We start from the raw sequence: 18828 nt of genomic DNA on the forward strand, positions 1-18828 counted from the left end.
GTGGGTGAATCGGTGTATGTTTGGATAGAATGGAGATGCCGGGCACTGATAAAGTCCCAGCATCTCCGCCGTTTGGCCCCGGCATGTCCGGTTTACAACCCGGAGAGCCGCTTATTCAGCTTGACTAAGCAGACGGTAGATAACAGCCGCTGCTTGGGCCCGGGTAGCTTGTCCTTCAGGGACAAAGCGTCCATCCGGCATGCCATTGATCAGTCCGCTGTTGCGCATCGCTTCCACAGCTTCAGCAGTATCCTGCGGCAATTGCTTCAGGTCGGTGAACGGAGCGGTCACCGCTCCGGCTTCACCCTTCAATGGAGCATTCACGATACCTGCGAGGCGGTAGATCATTAAGGCCATTTCCTGGCGGGTAATTTGTTCATCAACCCCGAAGGAGCCGTCGGCTTTTCCTTTCACAATCCCCAGCTTTTGTGCGCTGGCTATCGGGCCAGAGTACCATGCCCCTGATTTCACATCACTGAATGCCGGGATGGCCGTCTCATCCAGCAGATCGAACGCGCTCATCAGAATTTTGATAAATTCCGCACGGGTCACGTTAGCCCCTGGTTTAAACATGCCTGCTTCCGCTCCCTGGATAGCTCCTCTGGCCGCCAGCGCTTCAATACTGTCCACTGCCCAGCCCACGTTCGCTACATCGGTAAATGCAACGTTCGGGCAGAGTACCGCATAGGTTCCGCTATGCTTCATGTTAAATTCGAACATTCCGGTGGCGGCACTGTACTTGCCGCCTGCAACAATCTTGGCTGTTCCGGCATCACTCAGCGTGTAGGCAACCACCTGATGACCCTTGTCGCCAGCCTTTAGCACATAAGGCAGCGCCAGCTTGATGCCCTTCGCTTGCAGCGCGGTGGCCGGAAGTGCCGCTCCGTCAATGCTCAGCGTGATATCGCTGACCGTTCCCGCTCCCCTGAGGGCGCCAGCTTGCACCGGAAGGCCCGCACCGTCCACGGCTTTGACCAGCAGCGAGAGACTGCTGTTACCCGTGTACGATTTCAGGAAACTCTGCGGCAGGATCACGTCCGCCGAGCCAGTCTCAAGCTTCAGCATGGTCACTGCTTTCGCTGCGGCCAGTGCTTGCAGCGGAAGCTCAACTGCCACTTGCTTCACACCAGCCGCCGCTTTAACGGTAACTGTCAACGTGCCGTCTTTGATGTCCTTGGCGGCAGCTTCGATATCACCGGCGGCTACCTGCACTTTGACCGTTCCGTCCGCCAGCACAACTGGCTGCACAAAGATACTGCCTTTGCCTACGGCAGCAATCGCGCTAGGGCTAGGTTTAGGCGAACTTGTGCCGGAACCGGACGATGGAACGTACGGCGTAGCCGTTGGCGTCGGCGATGGTGTCGGCGATGGTGTCGGTGTTGCTGACGGAAGCAGCTTTAATCCGCTAATGGCCGATGTCAGCCCGCTTAACGCCGCATCAATATCCGCCTGCGTAGCAGTTCCGCTCTCCAGCAGCAGCGAGGCCTGGCTTATAGCTTCTGCGAGAGCCTTCCAGCTCGCTTCGGTATACAGCTCATGCTTCAAACCTTTCGCTTCTTTAAGCTTTTCCTCCAGCAGACTGGTATTTACCGGTGGTTGAACAGCTACAAGCGTCAGCGTATAGGTACGCGTTGTAGCCTGGTCGACAGCCGTTACCTTCACTTTGTAGCCTGTCTGCAGATCCGTTGCCAAAGTGATAGCGTCTTTTTCATAGACGGCGAAGGTAACTCCCGCCCGTAAAGTTAAGCCCTCTTTCAACTGATTCAGCGTCGTAGTCTCAGGCACAATAATTTCATTCGCCACCTGATCCAGCGAACCGCCCGGAATCGTGATACTACTGATGGAAGCATTGTGCACATCCACTGGCTTGAGGGCTTCAAAAGCGTTCTTCAATGCTTTGTAAGCCGTATCAATATCGCCTTCGGTGGATGAGTCATTCTTGTATACCTCTGTTGCAGTCAGCAGAGCTGCATGCAGCGCATCCCACTGTTCCGGCGTTCCGCTGTAGTTATCTTCGTTCACTGCCGGGTCGGCAGCCGTGTCGATCGCCGTTTTCAGACGCGTCTTGTCATACTTGACGTAGATGCGGCAGCTTGCCCGCAGCTCACTTCCTTCCACCTTGCCCAGAATAACAAAGTCGGTGGCAATGGTCAGCTTGTTCGGTGGAACTTCATCCCATACCACGCTTGCCTGACCTCTTGTTTTGTCCGCATAGGTTACAGTCACTTTGGCAGGCAGAATCGGCATCACGTTCACTGTCGTATTAACCGAGACCGGCTCAATAGCTGTAATTGCTCCGTGATCGGCCGGAACCGGCTCTTCTCCTCCAGCATTGGCCGAAATAGCGCGCCATTCCTTAAGTCCGGTAAAAGAGCCCCCTTGCTTAACCATCGTCAACCGCAGCTTGTCGGTCGTAATCTGATTAAAGGTGACATTGTTGAAGCTGTCCTTCTCCATCTTCTTCTCGCTTAGACCGCTGACCGGTACGAATTTACCCGCCCCGCTGTCCCAATATTCGAAACTGTAGTCGGAAGGAACGACTACTCCGCCGCCATCATCGAAGAAATACAGCGAGCTTCCGGATAGAGTCACCGGACGTTTCCACGAGTATTGTACCCAGTGACTGCTGCCGGGACCACCCCAGTTTCCGTATTGGGTTTCAACTTCTTTGTCGTCAATATTATTGGAAGTAAGCGGGATATATCCGTCATTCACTGCATACACGTTCTCCCAAGCTGAAGTATAGGAAGCGCTTGGTGTTGCCAGCAGGGCCGCATTTTTGTAGCGCAGATTGTCTATGGCCGACCGGAGCTGGTCCGTCACAGTCTGTACTTCCTCCAAGGTATATTTGTCTTTGCTCAGCAGCGCCTTGGCTGCGTCCAGCGCAGTTTGCAGTCCCTGCCACGATTCAGGCGTAAAGTCATCCCGATTCCGCACAAGTGGTCCCTGTGCCGAATTCCGGTCCGCAAACTTCGCGATCATATTGGACAGTTCGGCAGTCGCTACGAATACAGTAACCGGCACATCGATCTTGGTAACCTGATCTCCGTCGCTGACGCTCAGCTCGTATTTGTATTCGCCCACTGTCTTGAACGTCGCTTTCAGGACAGCTTGATCCAGCACAGGCGCTTCAACTTGTCCTTCGCCGGAGACAAGCTTCCACTGATAGGTCAGCTTTCCGCTTGGCAGACCGTCATCCTGGATTGTCGGCACAAGGGTCAGCGGAGCGCCCTGCTCCACCTTCACCGGCGTATTCAGCATCACCTTCGGTGCACGGTTGGCCGCAGGCGTAACCTGCAGATTGTTGTTATAAATCTGAATTTCCTTGATACCGGTTGCAAAACCTGAAGCATGGGTGAAATTAACGCGGATTGCCGCAGTATCCACCGACTTGAACTCCACATTGTTGTAGTTGGAGGTTACATAATCCGGATAACGGAATTGCCCTTCCACCGGTTTCCAGGTCGTACCGTCAGCATCCAGATATTCCACGCCAAATGTCTGCGGAGCGTCATATCCATTAGGACGCCGGTCATTGTAGAAGTAAACCTTCACATTATCCACCTTACGGGTGCTGTCGAACTTGAAGGTCACCGTATCGGACCGATTCGGCGAGCCGCCGAACAAAGCCGTATTAGACGTATGATTGATGGAAGCAATCGTTGAGCCGTCCGCCAGATTTTTCACGTCCGAGCCACTCTTAGTATAGCTCGATTCAATAGTGGTTCCAGCCGCAAGCGCCAGATTCTCGCCGCTGTGCACAACGTCAACACCGGCTTTGTTGAACATATCAACCGCTTTTTCATTGCCGGCCAGAGAAGTCTCATCAGCTGCGGCCAGTTTGACAGCGCTGCCTTTTTGGTATAATACCTGTGTCTTCGAGTTGTCCCCAACCGCGCCCGGAACATCACCTGCAGGTTTCTCCACTTTGCCAGTAGCCGTATCAAAAATAATATGCGACATTTCATTGGTGGTCATCACACGCTCGCCATTAATAAAGAGTGAATAACCGGCCGGAATGCCTTTGTAGTACGGATTGCTGTCGGTGTATTTTGCCGGGTCCTGCCAGACAATCGACAGGTTGGCATCATGATAACGCACATTGTCCACTGCGAAGTGGTCATATTTGATATTGATCGGCCACAGCTCGATTTTGTTATCGGTTCTCGGCTGCAATCCGGCCATATCTTCCAGAACCGTGTAATTCATCATACCCAGCGTATCGTGGTGAATCCATGCCCGCACCATTTTTCCGCTCGGATTCGGCGGGTTATCCTTAGTCCAAGGTGTGCCGAAGAAATAATCCTCCAGCCAGAAGAACTCATTGGAATCCAGATGATCTGTATCGCCGGGATTCACTGTATGCAGCCATGCGCCCCAGTCGAACAGTGTTTTATAGGTGTCACTGTTGATGTTGTTCACCGGGTAATAGCGCAGTGAAGCACGAATCGTATTGATATAATTGCCGAAGTTACACCAAGCGAACTGGTCTGTGCCAAACGCATCCGTCTCGCCGTTCTTGAAAGCATCCACCCGCTTCATAATGCTGTTCTGATCAGCAGTGAAGAACGGGAAGATCGGATAATAATCAGGGTCAGCGTAATCGTACAGTTGGGTCAGATACTTGGATTCATATCCAGCATCTCCTGCTTTTGGCACGACACCGAAGTTGAACACGAACATGTTGTTGTCGCGCCACGGATCGAATACATCCTTGCTGCCTTCCACTTTTTTATGCAAAAAGCTGCCGTCTCCGTTGGTATCCGCCTTACCGTCGCCGTCAAAGTCCTTATTGTCATACCACATATTCGTCAAAACGGCTTGCTGGATCTTACCGGCAATCTCTTTCATTTGCGCGGCTTTCGTCATATCGCCAAGCTGCTCATACATTTGCTGTGCGGCTACTGCATTGGCATACTCCGTGGACGATCCGTCCAGACGAGCATAGTTGCCGCCGCCTTTCCAGTGCATCGAGACCGTGTCTCCATCGTTGCCTGTAATCGGCCCGTGGTTATAGTAGACCAGGTTCGGGTCTGTGCCCTTGAAATGAGCCAGCGTGCCAGTTACATCGTTCGCTGAGAAATCAGCAAATTTCTTCAGCACCTTATCCCCGCCACCGTAGATTTTGTAGGCTTCCCAGCCTACCTGCGATGAGTTCTGCATCATATCCCAGGTCCAGATGTTGGGCCGGCCAGGGTTATTTTTATAGTTGGCGTTCTCGGAATATTCGCCTTGGGCCAGCCATGTGCCGTAAGCATAAGAGGGGTCACGCAGCCATTTTAAATCCTGCAGCGCCCACGGCACGCTGACCGTGATGCCGTTGTTATAGCCGAGTACCCCCTCCATATTCATCGGGAACTGCCAGTCATTGCCGGGAATGTTGGCTTCCAGCAGATTATAGCGGTTGCTCCACCAGCGATAGTAAAGCACCTTCTTCACATTCTCGTCAGGAACATCGATGTACGGAATATTTTGCGCCCACCACTCGTTGTACTGCTTAACCTGATCTGAGAAAGCCTTTTCATTATTAGCTGACTTGAAGTCGGCATATTGCGTCTTGGAGGCAGGAATCTCATCTGCCAACCAACCCATGACGACCTTCTGGTCAACTGATCCGCCGGCCGGAACGGTAATCTCTTTGACGAGATCATTGCCCGCAGGACTCATGCCGTCTCCGCTTAAGTGAACATCGACATAAGACATTGCTTCCACATACTTTTCACCGGCCCTTCCGACCATGATCGGAGCGGCAACCCGATTGCCAATGAGTTCATCACCTTCCGCCTTGGAGACAAATGGCGATTTGACCGTCATCGTTACTGTGACCGGCTGGCTTCCCTTATTGGTAAGCTTCAGCAGGGTAACGGCGCTGTTGTAAGCGGAAATGAATTTGCGCTGGTTGATTTCCAGTCCGCCGCTGTTGTAGGTCTGATCCTCGTGGCTGGGATAATTTTGGCGCTTATCCTTATCCTCCACCATGCCGCCCGTGGACAAGGAGATATTGTACATCGTATCCTTGTTGAGCGTATCCGCATAATGCACCGTGCCGACAAAACCAAGCTGCGAATTGTCCTGTGTCTTCATATACAGGGCGCTGCCGCGGCTGAATAGCATGTTGGCGCTGCTGTCATCACCGGCATTATCGTCGGGAATGACGCCTCTATTGACAAGCAGTGAATCCAGCCACGGCAGATCGGAATTGTCTTTGGCGAACTTGTCAAAATCAAAATCCTCAATTTTCTTCATCATCTGGCCGATGGTCTCCTGGCTGAAATCCACCGGCTGCTTGACGATTTGGTTGCCATCCTTCCATTTCGCCGGACCGTAATCCGTGCCTACTCCTTTATGCACAAAATCCGTCGTATAGTTCGCCGATGCAGGCACAATGCCCGCATTCAGGGTAACTGCCGTACACAAGGCCGCTACCCACATCTTCCGAGTCCATTTCTTTGTTGGCATACTTTTCTTGTCTCCTCTCTAACCTTTAATCCCCGTCAACGTAATACCCTCCACAAAATATTTGTTGCCAATCAGGAAAAATACTAGGCAAGGAGCTGTAACGACCAGCGCAAGCGCCATAACCTGCTCATAATTCGGAATCCGCATCCCGTTGACAATGTAGAGACCCATCGGCAGAGTATAGTCGGCTTCCGTCTTCAAATAAATCATCGTGTAGAAAAATTCGTTCCAGCAGTTAATGAAGCTGAACAGTGCAACAACAATCATCGCCGGGCGAATCAGCGGCAGCATAATGCGGGAATAGATGCGGAAATGGCCCGCGCCGTCAATTTTGGCCGCCTCGCTTAATTCACCGGGAATGGTCATGAAGAATTGCCGCAACAGAAAGACAAAGTACGCATTGCCGCCCGCGCAGAAAAAGGCGGGAATGATCAGCGCTGGCTTGCCAGCCAGTCCAAGCGAAGTGTACAGCGAGAATTGTGGCAGCAGGGTTACTGCACTCGGCAGCATCATGCTGCTAATGACGAGCACGAACCACATCCCGCGCAGCGGGAACTTCAGCTTGGCGAAGGCATATCCGGCAAAGCTTGTCGTAAGCACGGTGCCAATCACATAAGGAACGACAATGGACACCGAGTTCCAAAGCTGCCGCCAAAACTGAATGCGCTCCAGCCCCAGCTTGAAGTTATCAGCATTCAGTTGCTCCGGGAAGAACACGGGCGGACGTGCCAAGATCTCCGAATGACTGACAAAAGCACCACGCAGCAGCCAATACAGCGGGAAAGCGAAGATGAGTCCGAGCAGGCAGGACAGCGTAATGAGCGCAATATGAATGGCTTTGCTTCTGCTTTTTGCCCGCTTGATGCTGGAATATTTCATCGTTGCCGATGCTGTCATAATCTCACCCTCTTTCTTGTGCCCATGGAATCGTCCCGCTTAAACGAGCCCTGAAAGTAGAATAATACGCCGGTAATAACCATCGTAATCAGGAAAACGATCCAGGCCTCGGCGGACGCCAGCCCGCGCATGCCCACTTGGACAAAGGAGTGATCATAGATCATAACGTTGATGAAATAAGTCATCCGGTCAGGCGCACCGTTTCTCGACAGCACCACGCTCTGGGTATAAATCTGGATGGAAGTCATCATACACATGATCAGCTGGAAGAAAAGTACCGGCTTGATCGTCGGGTAAGTCACCTTCAGAAACTTATGCCACGCATTGCCGCCATCCATCTCAATGGCCTCAAGCAATTCGCCAGGAACATCCTGCAGTGTGGCAATAAAGACAACGATCGTCCCGCCGCAGGTCCACAAGCTCATGATGAACAGAGTCTCGAAAATTCGGATCGGGTCTGTCAGAAATTCTACTGGCGCTATTCCCAGCTGCAGCAAAAGCCAGTTGACAAGTCCGCCTTTGGCCTGATTTTGCAGCAGCATTTGCCACACAATCGTAGTCGCCAGCATCGGCACCACGGACGGCAGAAAGAAGATGGCCCGCAGCAGATTTCTGCTGATAAACTTGCGGTTCAACAACAATGCAACAATCAGGCAAAAGACGATAACAAGCGCCACATTGACGAAAGCATAGATCAAGGTTACCGTTATCGACTTTTTGAACTCGGAGCTGGGATTATTGAATATATATCTGTAGTTATCCAGCCCGATCCAGTCCATTACCTGACTTCCGCTCAAAATCGTAATTTTATGAAAACTGTAAAATAAGCTGGCCAGCATCGGGTAGAGCGTCAGTACCAAAAATCCGATAATGGCGGGCGCTGCAAATAAATATCCGGCAACCGCCTCCTTGGTGGCGCCTTTGGCGTGTTTCTTGACATAGACGGGTGCCACACCGGTTTTGCTCTCTGGGTTCATAAGCACAGCCCTCTTTTCAAATAAAAGCTTTATACTTTTGGATTAGTGATGTCATGTCAGTTCTAGGACACTTTACCGCTTTCCCACAGCTTCTTGATCGCCGGCATGATCGAATCATAAATTTCCTTAACGGTCTTCTTGCCGGACAACGCTTGGTCAATTGATTTCTCATACTCCGTATTCATCTTCAGGTAAGCCGGAACGTAATAAGCAGGCCATTGCACGATGGCATCCTTAGCGGTGGAGTAGCTAAGAATTGTTTCTTTGGCACTTTCCGGCAGATCGGCGGTCCACTTATCCACCAGGGCGGGATCCGTATACCAGTCTGCCTGATTCGGCAGCCATGCACCGCTCTTCAGCAGCTCCAGACTGTTCTCAGGGTTAACCATGTAGGCGTAGAATTTTTTGGCTTCTTCGATATGTTTGGAGGTATTGTACACAACCAGCGGAGCGCCAGCGTTCATTGTCACTGCTTTCTCCATTTTCGGCAGCACGCCAATTCCGATGTCCTCGTTGCCTTTGATGTTGGCCAAATCCCAGGAACCGCTGATCGCCATCGCATATCCGCCGCTCAGTGCATCCACAGCGGAACCAATCCCCGTGCTCCAGGTGTAAGTGAATGGGGAAGCTACCTTATCCTTGTTGACCAGATCGGCCAGCTTTTGAATTCCCTCTGCGCTCTTCGGTGAATCCCATTGGAACTCCTTACCGTCCGGTGATACAATACCGCCGCCGTTCGCATTGGCTGCCCAGAAATGGTGGAATTCGCGGCCGGCAGTAAAGCCCAGGCCATAGTTCTCGGTCAGTGAAGCATCAAACCCGGCATCTGCAGCCGTCTTGCCCTTCGAATCCTTGGTAAGCTTCTTAGCATTGGCTACAAAAGTATCCCAATCCCAGGCGTCTTCTACTTTGGTAGGAGGATAAGAAACACCGGCTTCATCAAATTTCGATTTGCTGTAGAACAGCAGCTCCATTTGGTTGGAGAGTCCCACACCGATTACCTTTTGTTCCGGGGAATGAATAGTAATAGCCGGAAGTTTCTCGGGGATACTTCCGTCTTTCAGCAGATCGGAGATATCCGCCAAAATGCCCATTTCATTGTACTTTTGAATGTCGCCTTCACCCATGTAGCTGATGTCCGGCAGCTCACCGGATTGCAGCCGGGTCTGGATAAAGGTGTCGAAGGTTCCGTCAGCCGGCAGCACTTGCGCGTTAATTTTGACTCCGGTATCGGCCGTATATTTCTCTGCGGCTGCTTCAACCAGCTTCTTTTGCACATCATCCCCCCAATACAACAGCTCCAGAGTAATGTCCTTCGCGGATACATCCTTTTTGTCCACCGCTGCTTCCGATGCCTTCGGTGCCTCGGTTGCCGCATTTTTGGCATTGCCCGAGTTGTTCGAATTGCCCGAACAGCCCGCCAGCGCTGAGAACGCCATCGTTAGTGCAAGAGACAAAGCCAGATTACGTTTGCCAAATTTCATGTTTGTTCCTCCCTTATGTCAAAGCTATTTATTTCAAGTCAAACGAATCTAATCGTTTAACTTAAAAGCAGCAAAAATTTGCCTAACCGGATGTTTAACCGGTGCATAGCGGCGGCGGGATACAATCAGCGGATCAATTTATAGGCAGGCGCTGAACCGTCCGTCCCGCAGTCGGACTCTAGGCTGCAGTGTTCCTTGAGGAGCGCGGAATTCCAGCTTGTCTTCAAGCAACAGAACTCTTGACGGATAAGCCGCATAACTTGTCACAATCCAGCCGTCTTCCTCTACGGTAATGAACCCGTTGACGCAGCGCATCTGACCGCCGCCATCCCGGTATAGGTAAACCGTCGTCCCGAAGCCAAGCAGATAGGCGACTAGTTCCTCGCCCATATCCCAATCATCCCCGGACACACCGGAGAACAGCGAAGCGAACAGTGGATCGCTTGCACCCACGAACACCGATTGTCCGAACCGGTTCCGTGACAGCTCCGGCATATTCAAATTCGGCGCGGCCACACTGTAGGTAGAAGCTGCTTCTCCCGGCGCCAGACGTCGCGGCGTGGAGCGCACGTTCCAGTCATAGCAGTTGAACACTGCCATCGTGGAGCGGTAAGCCGCTTCTAGATATTCTGGGTCACCCAAATGCTCATAAGCAACCAACGCCGACGCGGCCACAAGTCCGCCCCATAAGGAGTGGATCATGGGAGATAATGCCTCCCACCAGCGATCAGGATTTTGCAGCCTATAATCATTGCTGAATCCGATGTTAGCCAGAATAAGCTGCCCGTAACGCTCAGCTTCGCCGGTAATGCCTAGATGACACAGGGTTTCACAGGTCGGACCGAAGCCCGCATTATCGTAAAAATGCTCTGTAATCGCCCCGCCGTATTGCTGAGCGCCGATCTCCATGCTGCGGCCAAATAGCTCCCATAGGTTCAGCAGCCGTTCATGCCATTCGAACAATCCCCCTGCTTCCAGATCCTTCAGCAGCTCCTGAATAAAGAGAATAAAAACGCCGTTCAGGCTTGACTCGTTCTTCTCCCGCTGGCCCGGATGGCAATCCGGGTTCAGCCGCATGCACATAACTTCGGCAGCCCACCTCAGATATACCCGGGGCGGATTCAGCTTCAGCAGCCCGCCATCCATCCGCGACAGCAGATAGAAGACGTGGCCGATGTAGTCGAAGTCGTAGATGCGGTAGAAGTCTCCGTATAAAGGACGCGGCCTGGAAAAATCACCGTCTATGAACCAATGTGACTTCATATCCAGCACCGCAGCAGCCTCAGCCTTGGCTACCTGCTCCGGTACGGGAGTGGTCATGCTGTTGTTCATCAGCAGAAACGCCATCTTGCCCAGCGATTCCCCCTGGTTGGACAGCGGCCGGAACGCGTGGGGCCGTTCCGCCGCCTCCGCGCCTTCATAGCTGTTCGCCGCCAGCCACTCTGCCCGCTTCTTGAGCAGCGTGCCGACCGGCTCCAGCACGTTCCAGACCAGCACATCGCGGCGCCCATCCTCAAGCCTCAGCTCCAGCTTGTGCTCTCCCGGATCGCTTCGCTGCAGGGATAGCATATACCCGCTGCCTGCGCCGTTCTGTCCTGCTCCCGTTAGTAGCAGCGCCTGCGCCGTAACATCCTCCTCACGGATGGTATCAGAGCCTTCCGGCGCAAAGTATAGGCGCAGTTCGCGCAATGCCTGTCCATCCGGCAGGTTGAGCGAAGCCTGGAATACCCCGTCCCTCGGCAGCACAGGCGTATAGCTCCAGCGCGGATGCCCAAGGACTTCGCCCCGGTGGTAAAATTCATCCATATCCCGGAACGGAAGAAAGACATATTCCCACACTTTCGTCTGTTCCGGTTCAAGCTCCAATGTCTGGTAAGCGTTGCCATAAATCCAATCTGCTGCTGACGATTCACTCATTGAAGCCCCGTCCTCGACCAGTGACAACCGATGGTAAAGCAAGCCGTCCAGCGAAGGCGAAATCTGCTCCAGAAAGCAGTTGCTATACCGGCAGTAGGAACCTGTTGCCACCGTTGTACCTCCCATGCTGTATACACCCAGATGCGGTCCTTCATTGCTGCGCCGGACGGCGGCGAATTTGGCGAAATCTCCGCCAAGATGGCTGAACACAGCGCAGGATTCCCGCATATTGCGCAGCACATTCTCGTCGCGGTACATTACATAAGCCAGTGAAAACCAAACATGAAACCCGTTGATGTCAACTGGCTTATCCGAAGGATTTGACAATTTGACCGCCCACCGCAACTTTTCACCTTCCAAAATATACACTAACGTGATCACAACAGGGGAGACAGTAAATTCTACAGTTGCATGACATGGGCCCTCCTGTATAATTTCCGGCGTGAAGTCAGCGCTGACCAAGGTTTCCCCATTTAGCCGCATCGTCCATTCTCCGAACAGCTTATCTGCGTCATCTTTATATCCGGCCTGCTGCAAATAGCCTGGGTCTATCACCCAATTCATCTCATGGGGATCATCCCGCATGACGAGGGCCTCCATCGCCCCGCGCCCGCTAAGTTTGATCCTGTATTTCTCATTGCTCAATATAGTCATCAGCCATCACCTCTTTCACATGCTGCCGCTAATCTAAACGTTTAAATTAGCGGGAAAATAAATGATGTGAAACATCATTCCTGTTTCTGTTCCACATCACTGTTTAATACTCCCACCGAATCCCGCTCGATTAAGCAGCATTCCGGCATAACGAGCTTCTGTACCTTGTTTCCGTTAATTAAATGATAGAGCGTTTCAATGGCCTGATATCCCATCTGATGCAGCGGCAATCCCATCGTTGTTATTCGCGGCCTCAGGTAATCGCTGAATTCACGGTTATCAAAGCCGATGACCGACAACTCTCCCGGAATACTAACTCCGCACTCATCCGCCGCCTGCAGTACACCAACAACCATCACATCATTCATCGACAGGATAGCCGTTGGGGGCTCCGGCAGCGCAAGCAGCTCGGCTGTCAGACGATAACCGGATTCCCGCTCCCAATCCCCCATCTTGATCAGCAAAGGATCAAAGGGCAACTCGAAATCGGTGACCGCTCTGTAGTAGCCATTCAGCCGCTGTCTGGATGGAATGGAATCCATCAGACCACTGATAATCGCAATTCGGCTGTGTCCTTTACGGACAAGATACGACATCGCTTTATAGGAAGCCTGCTCATCATTATATTGGATCGAAATATCGTTTTGTGTATAACCGTAAGTATATACGATGGGTTTGTCTTCGACATCGATAAGCCCTGTTAAATCACGGGTATGTACACCGATATAAATGAATCCATCTACTTGCTTACTGAGCAGCTCGGACACGGCGTTGGAGGCATAATTGCGGTAAGCTTCCAAATCGCCGAAGTTGTGGCCAACCCGCTTGTCCAGTCGAAGGTTGACAAGCAATATATGCAGGTCGTGCCGGTCCCCGAAGTCGTTGATGCCGTCGATAATTTCAGGTGCGTTGAATACCGTTACATCTTCTGCGATTACGCCAATCGTATTTGTACGATTCCGTTTGAGGCTCTTGGCAATATCATTCGGTTTGTAGTTCAGCTCTTCTATGGCATCTGTCACCCGCTTGTGCGTTTCCGGACGGACATTACGGGTACCGTTAAGCACATAAGAGACCGTAGCAATTGAAACATTGGCCTTGAGAGCAATGTCTTTAATGCTAGTTTTCCTCATAGGATTCTCCTGTCTAAGCACCGAACCATAGTCCATTAGCTGTTTAAACGTTTAGATTTGTAAGTGACCTCTAAAATTTACCACATAAAATTCCTCCCTGCAAGCACTTACATTACTTTTTTTTCAAAATAATTTGCAGCAATTCCCAGGTTCAAGGGATGCATCTAGACAGCGAAACAAAGATAACCCAGCGATATTGAATAACGCTTCGAGTACCGGACCGATCGGAGAAGTTCAGCAGCCTGAAAGTCTCTCGTAGCGGGTACTGCAAATGGAGGTGCAGACCGGAAAGGGAACGAGAAAACACATACCGGTAGATGACTGAGCACGTCCGTAAAGCTTACGAGGAGTCCAGAAAAGCTACATGATGAGCACTAAACTCAGAAGCAGTTATTGCCGCTACATAATAGAAGCAACCTTGTACATTTCCAAGCGAAACTAAACAACCTGAGTCCGTATGAATAACGAACTCAGGCTGCTTGAGCATTATTTTATATTTGCTGTTTTACCTGCTTAGACCTACCGGATAGTTGATGGGTTAGCTATCCTTTCCAAGTATCTGATCTGCTATGTATTCGGACTCGTATACCGCTGTCGGTGTAAGTCTGGGGATCTTCTTGTCAATTACATCTCCGCTTGCATATATATTCGGGACGCTTGTTTGAAGGTGGTCATTAACCACAATGCCATTTCGACTTGCCTCTATGCCCAGTTCTTCCAGACCCAAATTCTCAACGTTTGCAACTCTTCCGGTTGCATCCAGTACATAATCGCATTCTATCTCAAATCCGTTTTTGGTCTTTACCAGATATCCATCCTTTGTCTTGATAACCCAATATCCTGAATAGCTGATTTAAGCTCTTCTAATTTGTCTTTCCTTCTGGCTACCAAAATTAAGTTTTTGCCTCGTATTTTAGAATCATTTGCCCCCAGGTATGCGTGATGAAATCCGGTGCGAACTTCATTGAAAAGCGCATAACTTTGGTAAAACCAGCGTTCACCCGCAGTTTGTTTTTTTCCATCCCTTTAATACCCGCATAAACAAGCTTCGCTAACGGCAAAGAGATCATCTTATTCATGAACCCTTCGTCATACGTGTCTGTGAGATTGGTTTCAGAAATAACGGGCGGGCAAAGCTCCATCACATGAATATTTTTTCCTTTGGCACGGATTTGCTCACGTAATGCATCACTGAACATGTGGACGCCGGCCTTCGTTGCTGAATAAGTCGGTGCGTTAGCAACTGTAATATTAGCAAGAAGTGAGCTAACATTAACAATCATGGCCTCCTGTTGTTTGGCTAACAGTGGCAACAAAGCCTTAGTGACATAGATTGTGCCGTTCAAGTTGGTGTTGATTTCTGCGGTAAGCTGCTCATAAGTGATACTTTCATCAAACAAGTCAAATTCGTGCATGATACCAGCATTATTAAAAACAATATCCAGCTTCGGATAGTATACAGCCAGTTCTTTGGCAAGCTGCTCAACGCTTTTCGGATCACTAACATCTGCCGCTATCCCAATGAGTCCGGGATTGTTTTTTACTACCTGGTCGATGCGCTCTTGTGAACGCCCCGTAATGATGACGGTATTGCCCATTTCGAGAAAACGTTTAGCAAAGGCAAAGCCAATCCCGGAGGTTCCGCCTGTCACCAATATCGTTCTATTTACTAATTTCATTCTTCATCATCTCCTCCCCTTAAAACTGGATGATCACTTTCCCCTTGGGATGACCTGCTGCAACAAAATGCAGTGCTTCGTTAATATCTTCAATGTGGAATTCTGTCGGGTCCACCGCGGGTACAATTCCGTGATCTTCAATGATCTTCGTAATTTTTTTCAACTGGTCGCCATCACTGCGCACAAAAATAAAATGATACTGAATATTCTTTTTCTTCGCTTTGTAATCATACTTAGCCCCGGCAATGGTGAAGAGCTTGAGCTTCCAGCCTGATAAGCCTATATCTTCGGCAAAACGTTTGTTAGGACCCGTACGCAGAGAAAGAAGTCGGCCGCCTGCTTTAATAATTGCAAGTTCATGATCAAATTCGCTTGGTCCCAAGGTATCTATCACATAATCTAAGTCACGAAGTTGTTCCCAATAGTTCTCTGTCTTGTAATCAATATATTGGTCGGCACCAGCCGCCATCGTCCGTTCACGTGCTTGCGGGTTTCCGCTGACAATGACCTTAAGCCCCATGCTTTTGGCGATAGGAATGGCCATTTGGCCAAACGAACCCGAACCTCCGGGGATAAACACGCTTTTGCCAGCTTTAGCAGCTAATTGTTCGTGTAGTCCTTGATAGGCAGTCAATCCTGTTAATGGCGCAGCAGCACCAGTCACAAAATCCAGATTAGCAGGTAAGTGCCCGATAGCATCTGCACTAATTGCCGCGTACTCAGCAAAAGCACCAATTTTGTGTAGCGGCAGGCGTGAATAAATGGCATCACCCACTTTAAATTCTTGGACGTTCTTACCAACCTTCTCAATAACACCCGTCAGCTCGTTACCGAGTACCAGGGGAAACTTATAATCCTGGATCAGCTTCACGCTTCCGGTGGCGATAAGCAATTCCAAATGATTAACCGCTGCTGCCTTCACCTTGACCAAGACTTCGTTATCACTTATTTCCGGGATTGGAATATCGTTGACTTCTACTTTGAACTTTTTCGAATATTTGGTAATCTGCGCTGCTTTCATATTTAATGGCCTCCTTTGCACTGAATAATAAGTAACATTTATTAGTTTTTGTAACTTGCACAACTAGCATAATACCAGAGGTTACAAAAGTCAACAATTGTTACTTGCTATTGTATATGCTAAAATACAGGCAGGTATATAAACGATGATTAAGGCATTTCATTGATGAAGGAAGGGTTGACAGCACAGTGGCTAAAATCACACAAGAGCTCATTATTGAAACAGCGGAGGCATTAATGGAGCGCACGGAAAAATCCGAAGTAACGCTCTCGCAAATTGCGGATGAATTAAGTATCACCCACGCAGCACTATATAAGCACTTCAAAAATAAACAAGAGCTCTGGGCAGCCGTCTCTAAGAGCTGGTTCAACCGGATGATCTCAGAACAAATCCAAATCGATATGACTAATTCGGCTAACCCCAAAGAATTGCTCCACGATTGGCTTTGGGCATTTGCTAATGCCAAAAAACTCGCCTATAACGAGAATCCCAAGATGTTTGCCTTGAATACGCAATACGTCGACAGCAATCCACTCGTATTACGCGACGTTCTCTGGGATTCCTACCAGATCATTGACGGCATCATGGATTATCATGATCCCCGCTTTGAACGGGCAGAGGCGATTCTCTCCGCGTTTGCAGTGTTCAGTCTCCCTTCTTTTAAAGAATCATGGAATTTCCCGGACTACCAGGACAGGTTTGAGCGTATCTGGCGTTTAATCAAACAGGGGCTTTGAAACCTAATTACTCCTAAACCTTTTTTGAAGCTTCGTCAAATTGGGGGTTCTCCTAAAAAAAAGCAACTTGTCCGGTAGACAAGTCGCTTTTTTAACAATTTATTTATAAGAAAATGTTAATCCTCAGATCCTTCGCAATCTCCCGCTGTGTCCGATTCTTATTCGTTCCCCATCGTGCTGATATCGATGACAAACCGGTAACGGACATCTGAAGCAAGTACACGCTCCCACGCTTCATCAATCTGGTCTGCAGAAATAACCTCGATCTCCGATGCAATATTGTGTTCAGCGCAGAAATCAAGCATTTCCTGCGTTTCACGGATGCCGCCAATCATGGATCCGGCGAAGGAGCGGCGTTGACCGATCAGTGAGAATACATTAACTGCCAGCGGATCAGCAGGCGCACCGACATTGACCAATGTACCATCCAGCGCCAGAAGCGAAAGATAGGCATCGATATTAATCTGCGCGCTTACAGTATTTACAATCAGGTCGAACGAACCGGCAAGCTGCTTGAATGTCTCCGGATCATTAGTCGCATAATAATGGTCCGCACCTAATTGCAAGCCATCTTCCTTCTTTTTCAGTGACTGTGATAGTACAGTAACCTCAGCTCCCATGGCATGAGCAATCTTCACAGCCATGTGTCCAAGTCCGCCAAGACCCACCACAGCTACTTTTTTGCCTGGAGCGGCTCCCCAATGGCGCAGCGGTGAGTAGGTAGTGATTCCGGCACACAAAAGTGGTGCAGCAGCGTCAAGCGGGATGGAATCAGGAATCCGGACCACGAAGTTCTCTGTTACCACGATGTGGGTCGAATATCCGCCTTGCGTATAGTGCCCGTACCGGTCGGTAGCTCCATAGGTGCCCGTATTTCCATGCAGGCAATACTGTTCCTCACCTTTATGGCAACTACTACACTCTCCGCAAGAATCAACCATACAGCCTACCCCTACCCGGTCACCAACGGAATACTTTGTAACTTCGGAACCGACCTGACTGACAATCCCGGCGATCTCATGTCCCGGAACGAGCGGATACTTGACCGGTCCCCACTCCCCGCGGGCTGTATGAATGTCCGAGTGGCAGATCCCGGCATATTTAATTTCAATAAGAATATCGTGCGGCTGAAGATTCCGGCGCTCAATGGTGGTTAGCTTGAACGGGCCCTCCTGGCTGAATGTAGCACGTGCATTTACTTTTATCATAGTGTTACCTCTCTTCTAGTTAAGTTATTAAAATCGCAATTCAGACTTTACAAGACATATGTTATTACTTAAAGTTAACTCTAAGTCAAGCACAAATTACAATCGAGACTGGAGATACAGGATGAAAACATACTCAATAACTGAAGTGGCAGAATACTTTAACATGACACCACATACCCTGCGTTACTATGACAAGGAAGGTCTTATGCCTTCAATAGAGAGGAGTTCCGGGGGAAAACGCGTTTTCAAAGAATCGGATATAGAAGCTTTAAAAGTAATTGAATGCCTGAAGTCATCCGGAATGCCGATTAAGGAAATTAAACATTTTATTGAGTGGTGCTCTGAAGGCGATTCCACCCTGCAGCAAAGATATGACATGTTCCTGGAGCGGAAAGCTTCCGTAGAAGCACAGATGGAAGAATTAAAAAGAACGATGGAAGTCATAGAATATAAATGTTTGTACTACCAGACTGCCTTGGATAGCGGTACGGAAGCTGTTCATAAAAATACTAAAATAAAAATTCATCCCCTCACTAATTTGTATAAATGATACATCTTCAGTTCAATAAAAAAGTCATCCTGCTAAATCATGTTCAGCAGATGACTTTTTTATCGAGCGTGTATACTCTTCCCCGCCGGTAACGAGTCCGAAACGCCCGCCC

General features: G+C 49.9%; 12 protein-coding genes and 1 pseudogene. 2 read left to right on the plus strand and 11 right to left on the minus strand.

Annotated elements, in window-relative coordinates; genetic code table 11:
- Nucleotides 1-111: 111 nt before the first annotated feature.
- The 10 genes and pseudogenes from L6H70_RS15000 to L6H70_RS15040 all read right to left on the minus strand — a co-directional run bounded on the left by L6H70_RS15000 (nucleotide 112) and on the right by L6H70_RS15040 (nucleotide 16221).
- On the minus strand, nucleotides 112-6459 hold the full coding sequence (locus L6H70_RS15000) for an S-layer homology domain-containing protein (protein WP_236334436.1): 6348 nt from the start codon (nucleotides 6457-6459) through the stop codon (nucleotides 112-114).
- An 18-nt stretch (nucleotides 6460-6477) separates the two neighbouring features.
- Nucleotides 6478-7356 carry a carbohydrate ABC transporter permease gene (locus tag L6H70_RS15005; RefSeq protein ID WP_236334438.1) on the minus strand — a complete coding sequence of 293 codons (879 nt, stop codon included), beginning with the start codon at nucleotides 7354-7356 and terminating at the stop codon, nucleotides 6478-6480.
- A complete protein-coding gene (locus L6H70_RS15010) occupies nucleotides 7353-8333 on the minus strand; it encodes a carbohydrate ABC transporter permease (protein WP_236334440.1) in 981 nt (326 codons plus the stop codon). Before L6H70_RS15010 ends, L6H70_RS15005 begins: the two co-directional genes overlap by 4 nt.
- A gap of 62 nt (nucleotides 8334-8395) precedes the next feature.
- Nucleotides 8396-9817 (minus strand): extracellular solute-binding protein, encoded by a 1422-nt coding sequence (locus tag L6H70_RS15015; RefSeq protein ID WP_236334443.1) that lies wholly within the window; start codon nucleotides 9815-9817, stop codon nucleotides 8396-8398.
- A gap of 138 nt (nucleotides 9818-9955) precedes the next feature.
- Nucleotides 9956-12388 (minus strand): hypothetical protein, encoded by a 2433-nt coding sequence (locus L6H70_RS15020; RefSeq protein ID WP_236334444.1) that lies wholly within the window; start codon nucleotides 12386-12388, stop codon nucleotides 9956-9958.
- A gap of 74 nt (nucleotides 12389-12462) precedes the next feature.
- Nucleotides 12463-13521, minus strand: coding sequence for a LacI family DNA-binding transcriptional regulator (locus tag L6H70_RS15025; protein ID WP_236334445.1), 1059 nt, complete (start codon nucleotides 13519-13521; stop codon nucleotides 12463-12465).
- Between the two features lie 538 nt (nucleotides 13522-14059).
- Nucleotides 14060-14374, minus strand: a complete 315-nt coding sequence (locus L6H70_RS15030) for an FAD-dependent oxidoreductase (protein WP_341482748.1) — start codon at nucleotides 14372-14374, stop codon at nucleotides 14060-14062.
- Nucleotides 14356-14433, minus strand: a pseudogene (locus L6H70_RS28810) (SDR family NAD(P)-dependent oxidoreductase); the annotation flags it as partial. The gene L6H70_RS15030 and the pseudogene L6H70_RS28810, both read right to left, overlap by 19 nt.
- Nucleotides 14415-15200, minus strand: coding sequence for an SDR family oxidoreductase (locus L6H70_RS15035; protein WP_236334448.1), 786 nt, complete (start codon nucleotides 15198-15200; stop codon nucleotides 14415-14417). The pseudogene L6H70_RS28810 and the gene L6H70_RS15035, both read right to left, overlap by 19 nt.
- Before the next feature lie 19 nt (nucleotides 15201-15219).
- On the minus strand, nucleotides 15220-16221 hold the full coding sequence (locus L6H70_RS15040) for an NADP-dependent oxidoreductase (RefSeq protein ID WP_236334450.1): 1002 nt from the start codon (nucleotides 16219-16221) through the stop codon (nucleotides 15220-15222).
- A 188-nt stretch (nucleotides 16222-16409) separates the two neighbouring features.
- Between L6H70_RS15040 and L6H70_RS15045 the strand changes: the two genes are divergently transcribed.
- Nucleotides 16410-16958, plus strand: coding sequence for a TetR/AcrR family transcriptional regulator (locus L6H70_RS15045; protein ID WP_236334452.1), 549 nt, complete (start codon nucleotides 16410-16412; stop codon nucleotides 16956-16958).
- A gap of 158 nt (nucleotides 16959-17116) precedes the next feature.
- Here the strand turns inward: L6H70_RS15045 and L6H70_RS15050 are convergent, their stop codons facing one another.
- Nucleotides 17117-18166: an NAD(P)-dependent alcohol dehydrogenase gene (locus L6H70_RS15050; protein WP_236334454.1), complete on the minus strand. Its 1050-nt coding sequence runs from the start codon at nucleotides 18164-18166 to the stop codon at nucleotides 17117-17119.
- 121 nt (nucleotides 18167-18287) lie between these two features.
- Between L6H70_RS15050 and L6H70_RS15055 the strand changes: the two genes are divergently transcribed.
- Complete coding sequence (locus L6H70_RS15055) at nucleotides 18288-18716, plus strand: MerR family transcriptional regulator (RefSeq protein ID WP_236334456.1); 429 nt, start codon at nucleotides 18288-18290, stop codon at nucleotides 18714-18716.
- Nucleotides 18717-18828: the final 112 nt, after the last annotated feature.

It is taken from the genome of Paenibacillus auburnensis (assembly GCF_927798115.1).
GTDB classification, from domain to species: Bacteria; Bacillota; Bacilli; order Paenibacillales; family Paenibacillaceae; genus Paenibacillus_AQ; species Paenibacillus_AQ auburnensis.

Coding starts and splice junctions, on each gene's coding strand:
- L6H70_RS15055 (WP_236334456.1), top strand. CDS start 18,288: ATGAAAACATACTCAATAACTGAAGTGGCAGAATACTTTAACATGACA.
- L6H70_RS15020 (WP_236334444.1), bottom strand. CDS start 12,388: ATGACTATATTGAGCAATGAGAAATACAGGATCAAACTTAGCGGGCGC.
- L6H70_RS15000 (WP_236334436.1), bottom strand. CDS start 6,459: ATGCCAACAAAGAAATGGACTCGGAAGATGTGGGTAGCGGCCTTGTGT.
- L6H70_RS15010 (WP_236334440.1), bottom strand. CDS start 8,333: ATGAACCCAGAGAGCAAAACCGGTGTGGCACCCGTCTATGTCAAGAAA.
- L6H70_RS15040 (WP_236334450.1), bottom strand. CDS start 16,221: ATGAAAGCAGCGCAGATTACCAAATATTCGAAAAAGTTCAAAGTAGAA.
- L6H70_RS15035 (WP_236334448.1), bottom strand. CDS start 15,200: ATGAAATTAGTAAATAGAACGATATTGGTGACAGGCGGAACCTCCGGG.
- L6H70_RS15025 (WP_236334445.1), bottom strand. CDS start 13,521: ATGAGGAAAACTAGCATTAAAGACATTGCTCTCAAGGCCAATGTTTCA.
- L6H70_RS15005 (WP_236334438.1), bottom strand. CDS start 7,356: ATGACAGCATCGGCAACGATGAAATATTCCAGCATCAAGCGGGCAAAA.
- L6H70_RS15050 (WP_236334454.1), bottom strand. CDS start 18,166: ATGATAAAAGTAAATGCACGTGCTACATTCAGCCAGGAGGGCCCGTTC.
- L6H70_RS15015 (WP_236334443.1), bottom strand. CDS start 9,817: ATGAAATTTGGCAAACGTAATCTGGCTTTGTCTCTTGCACTAACGATG.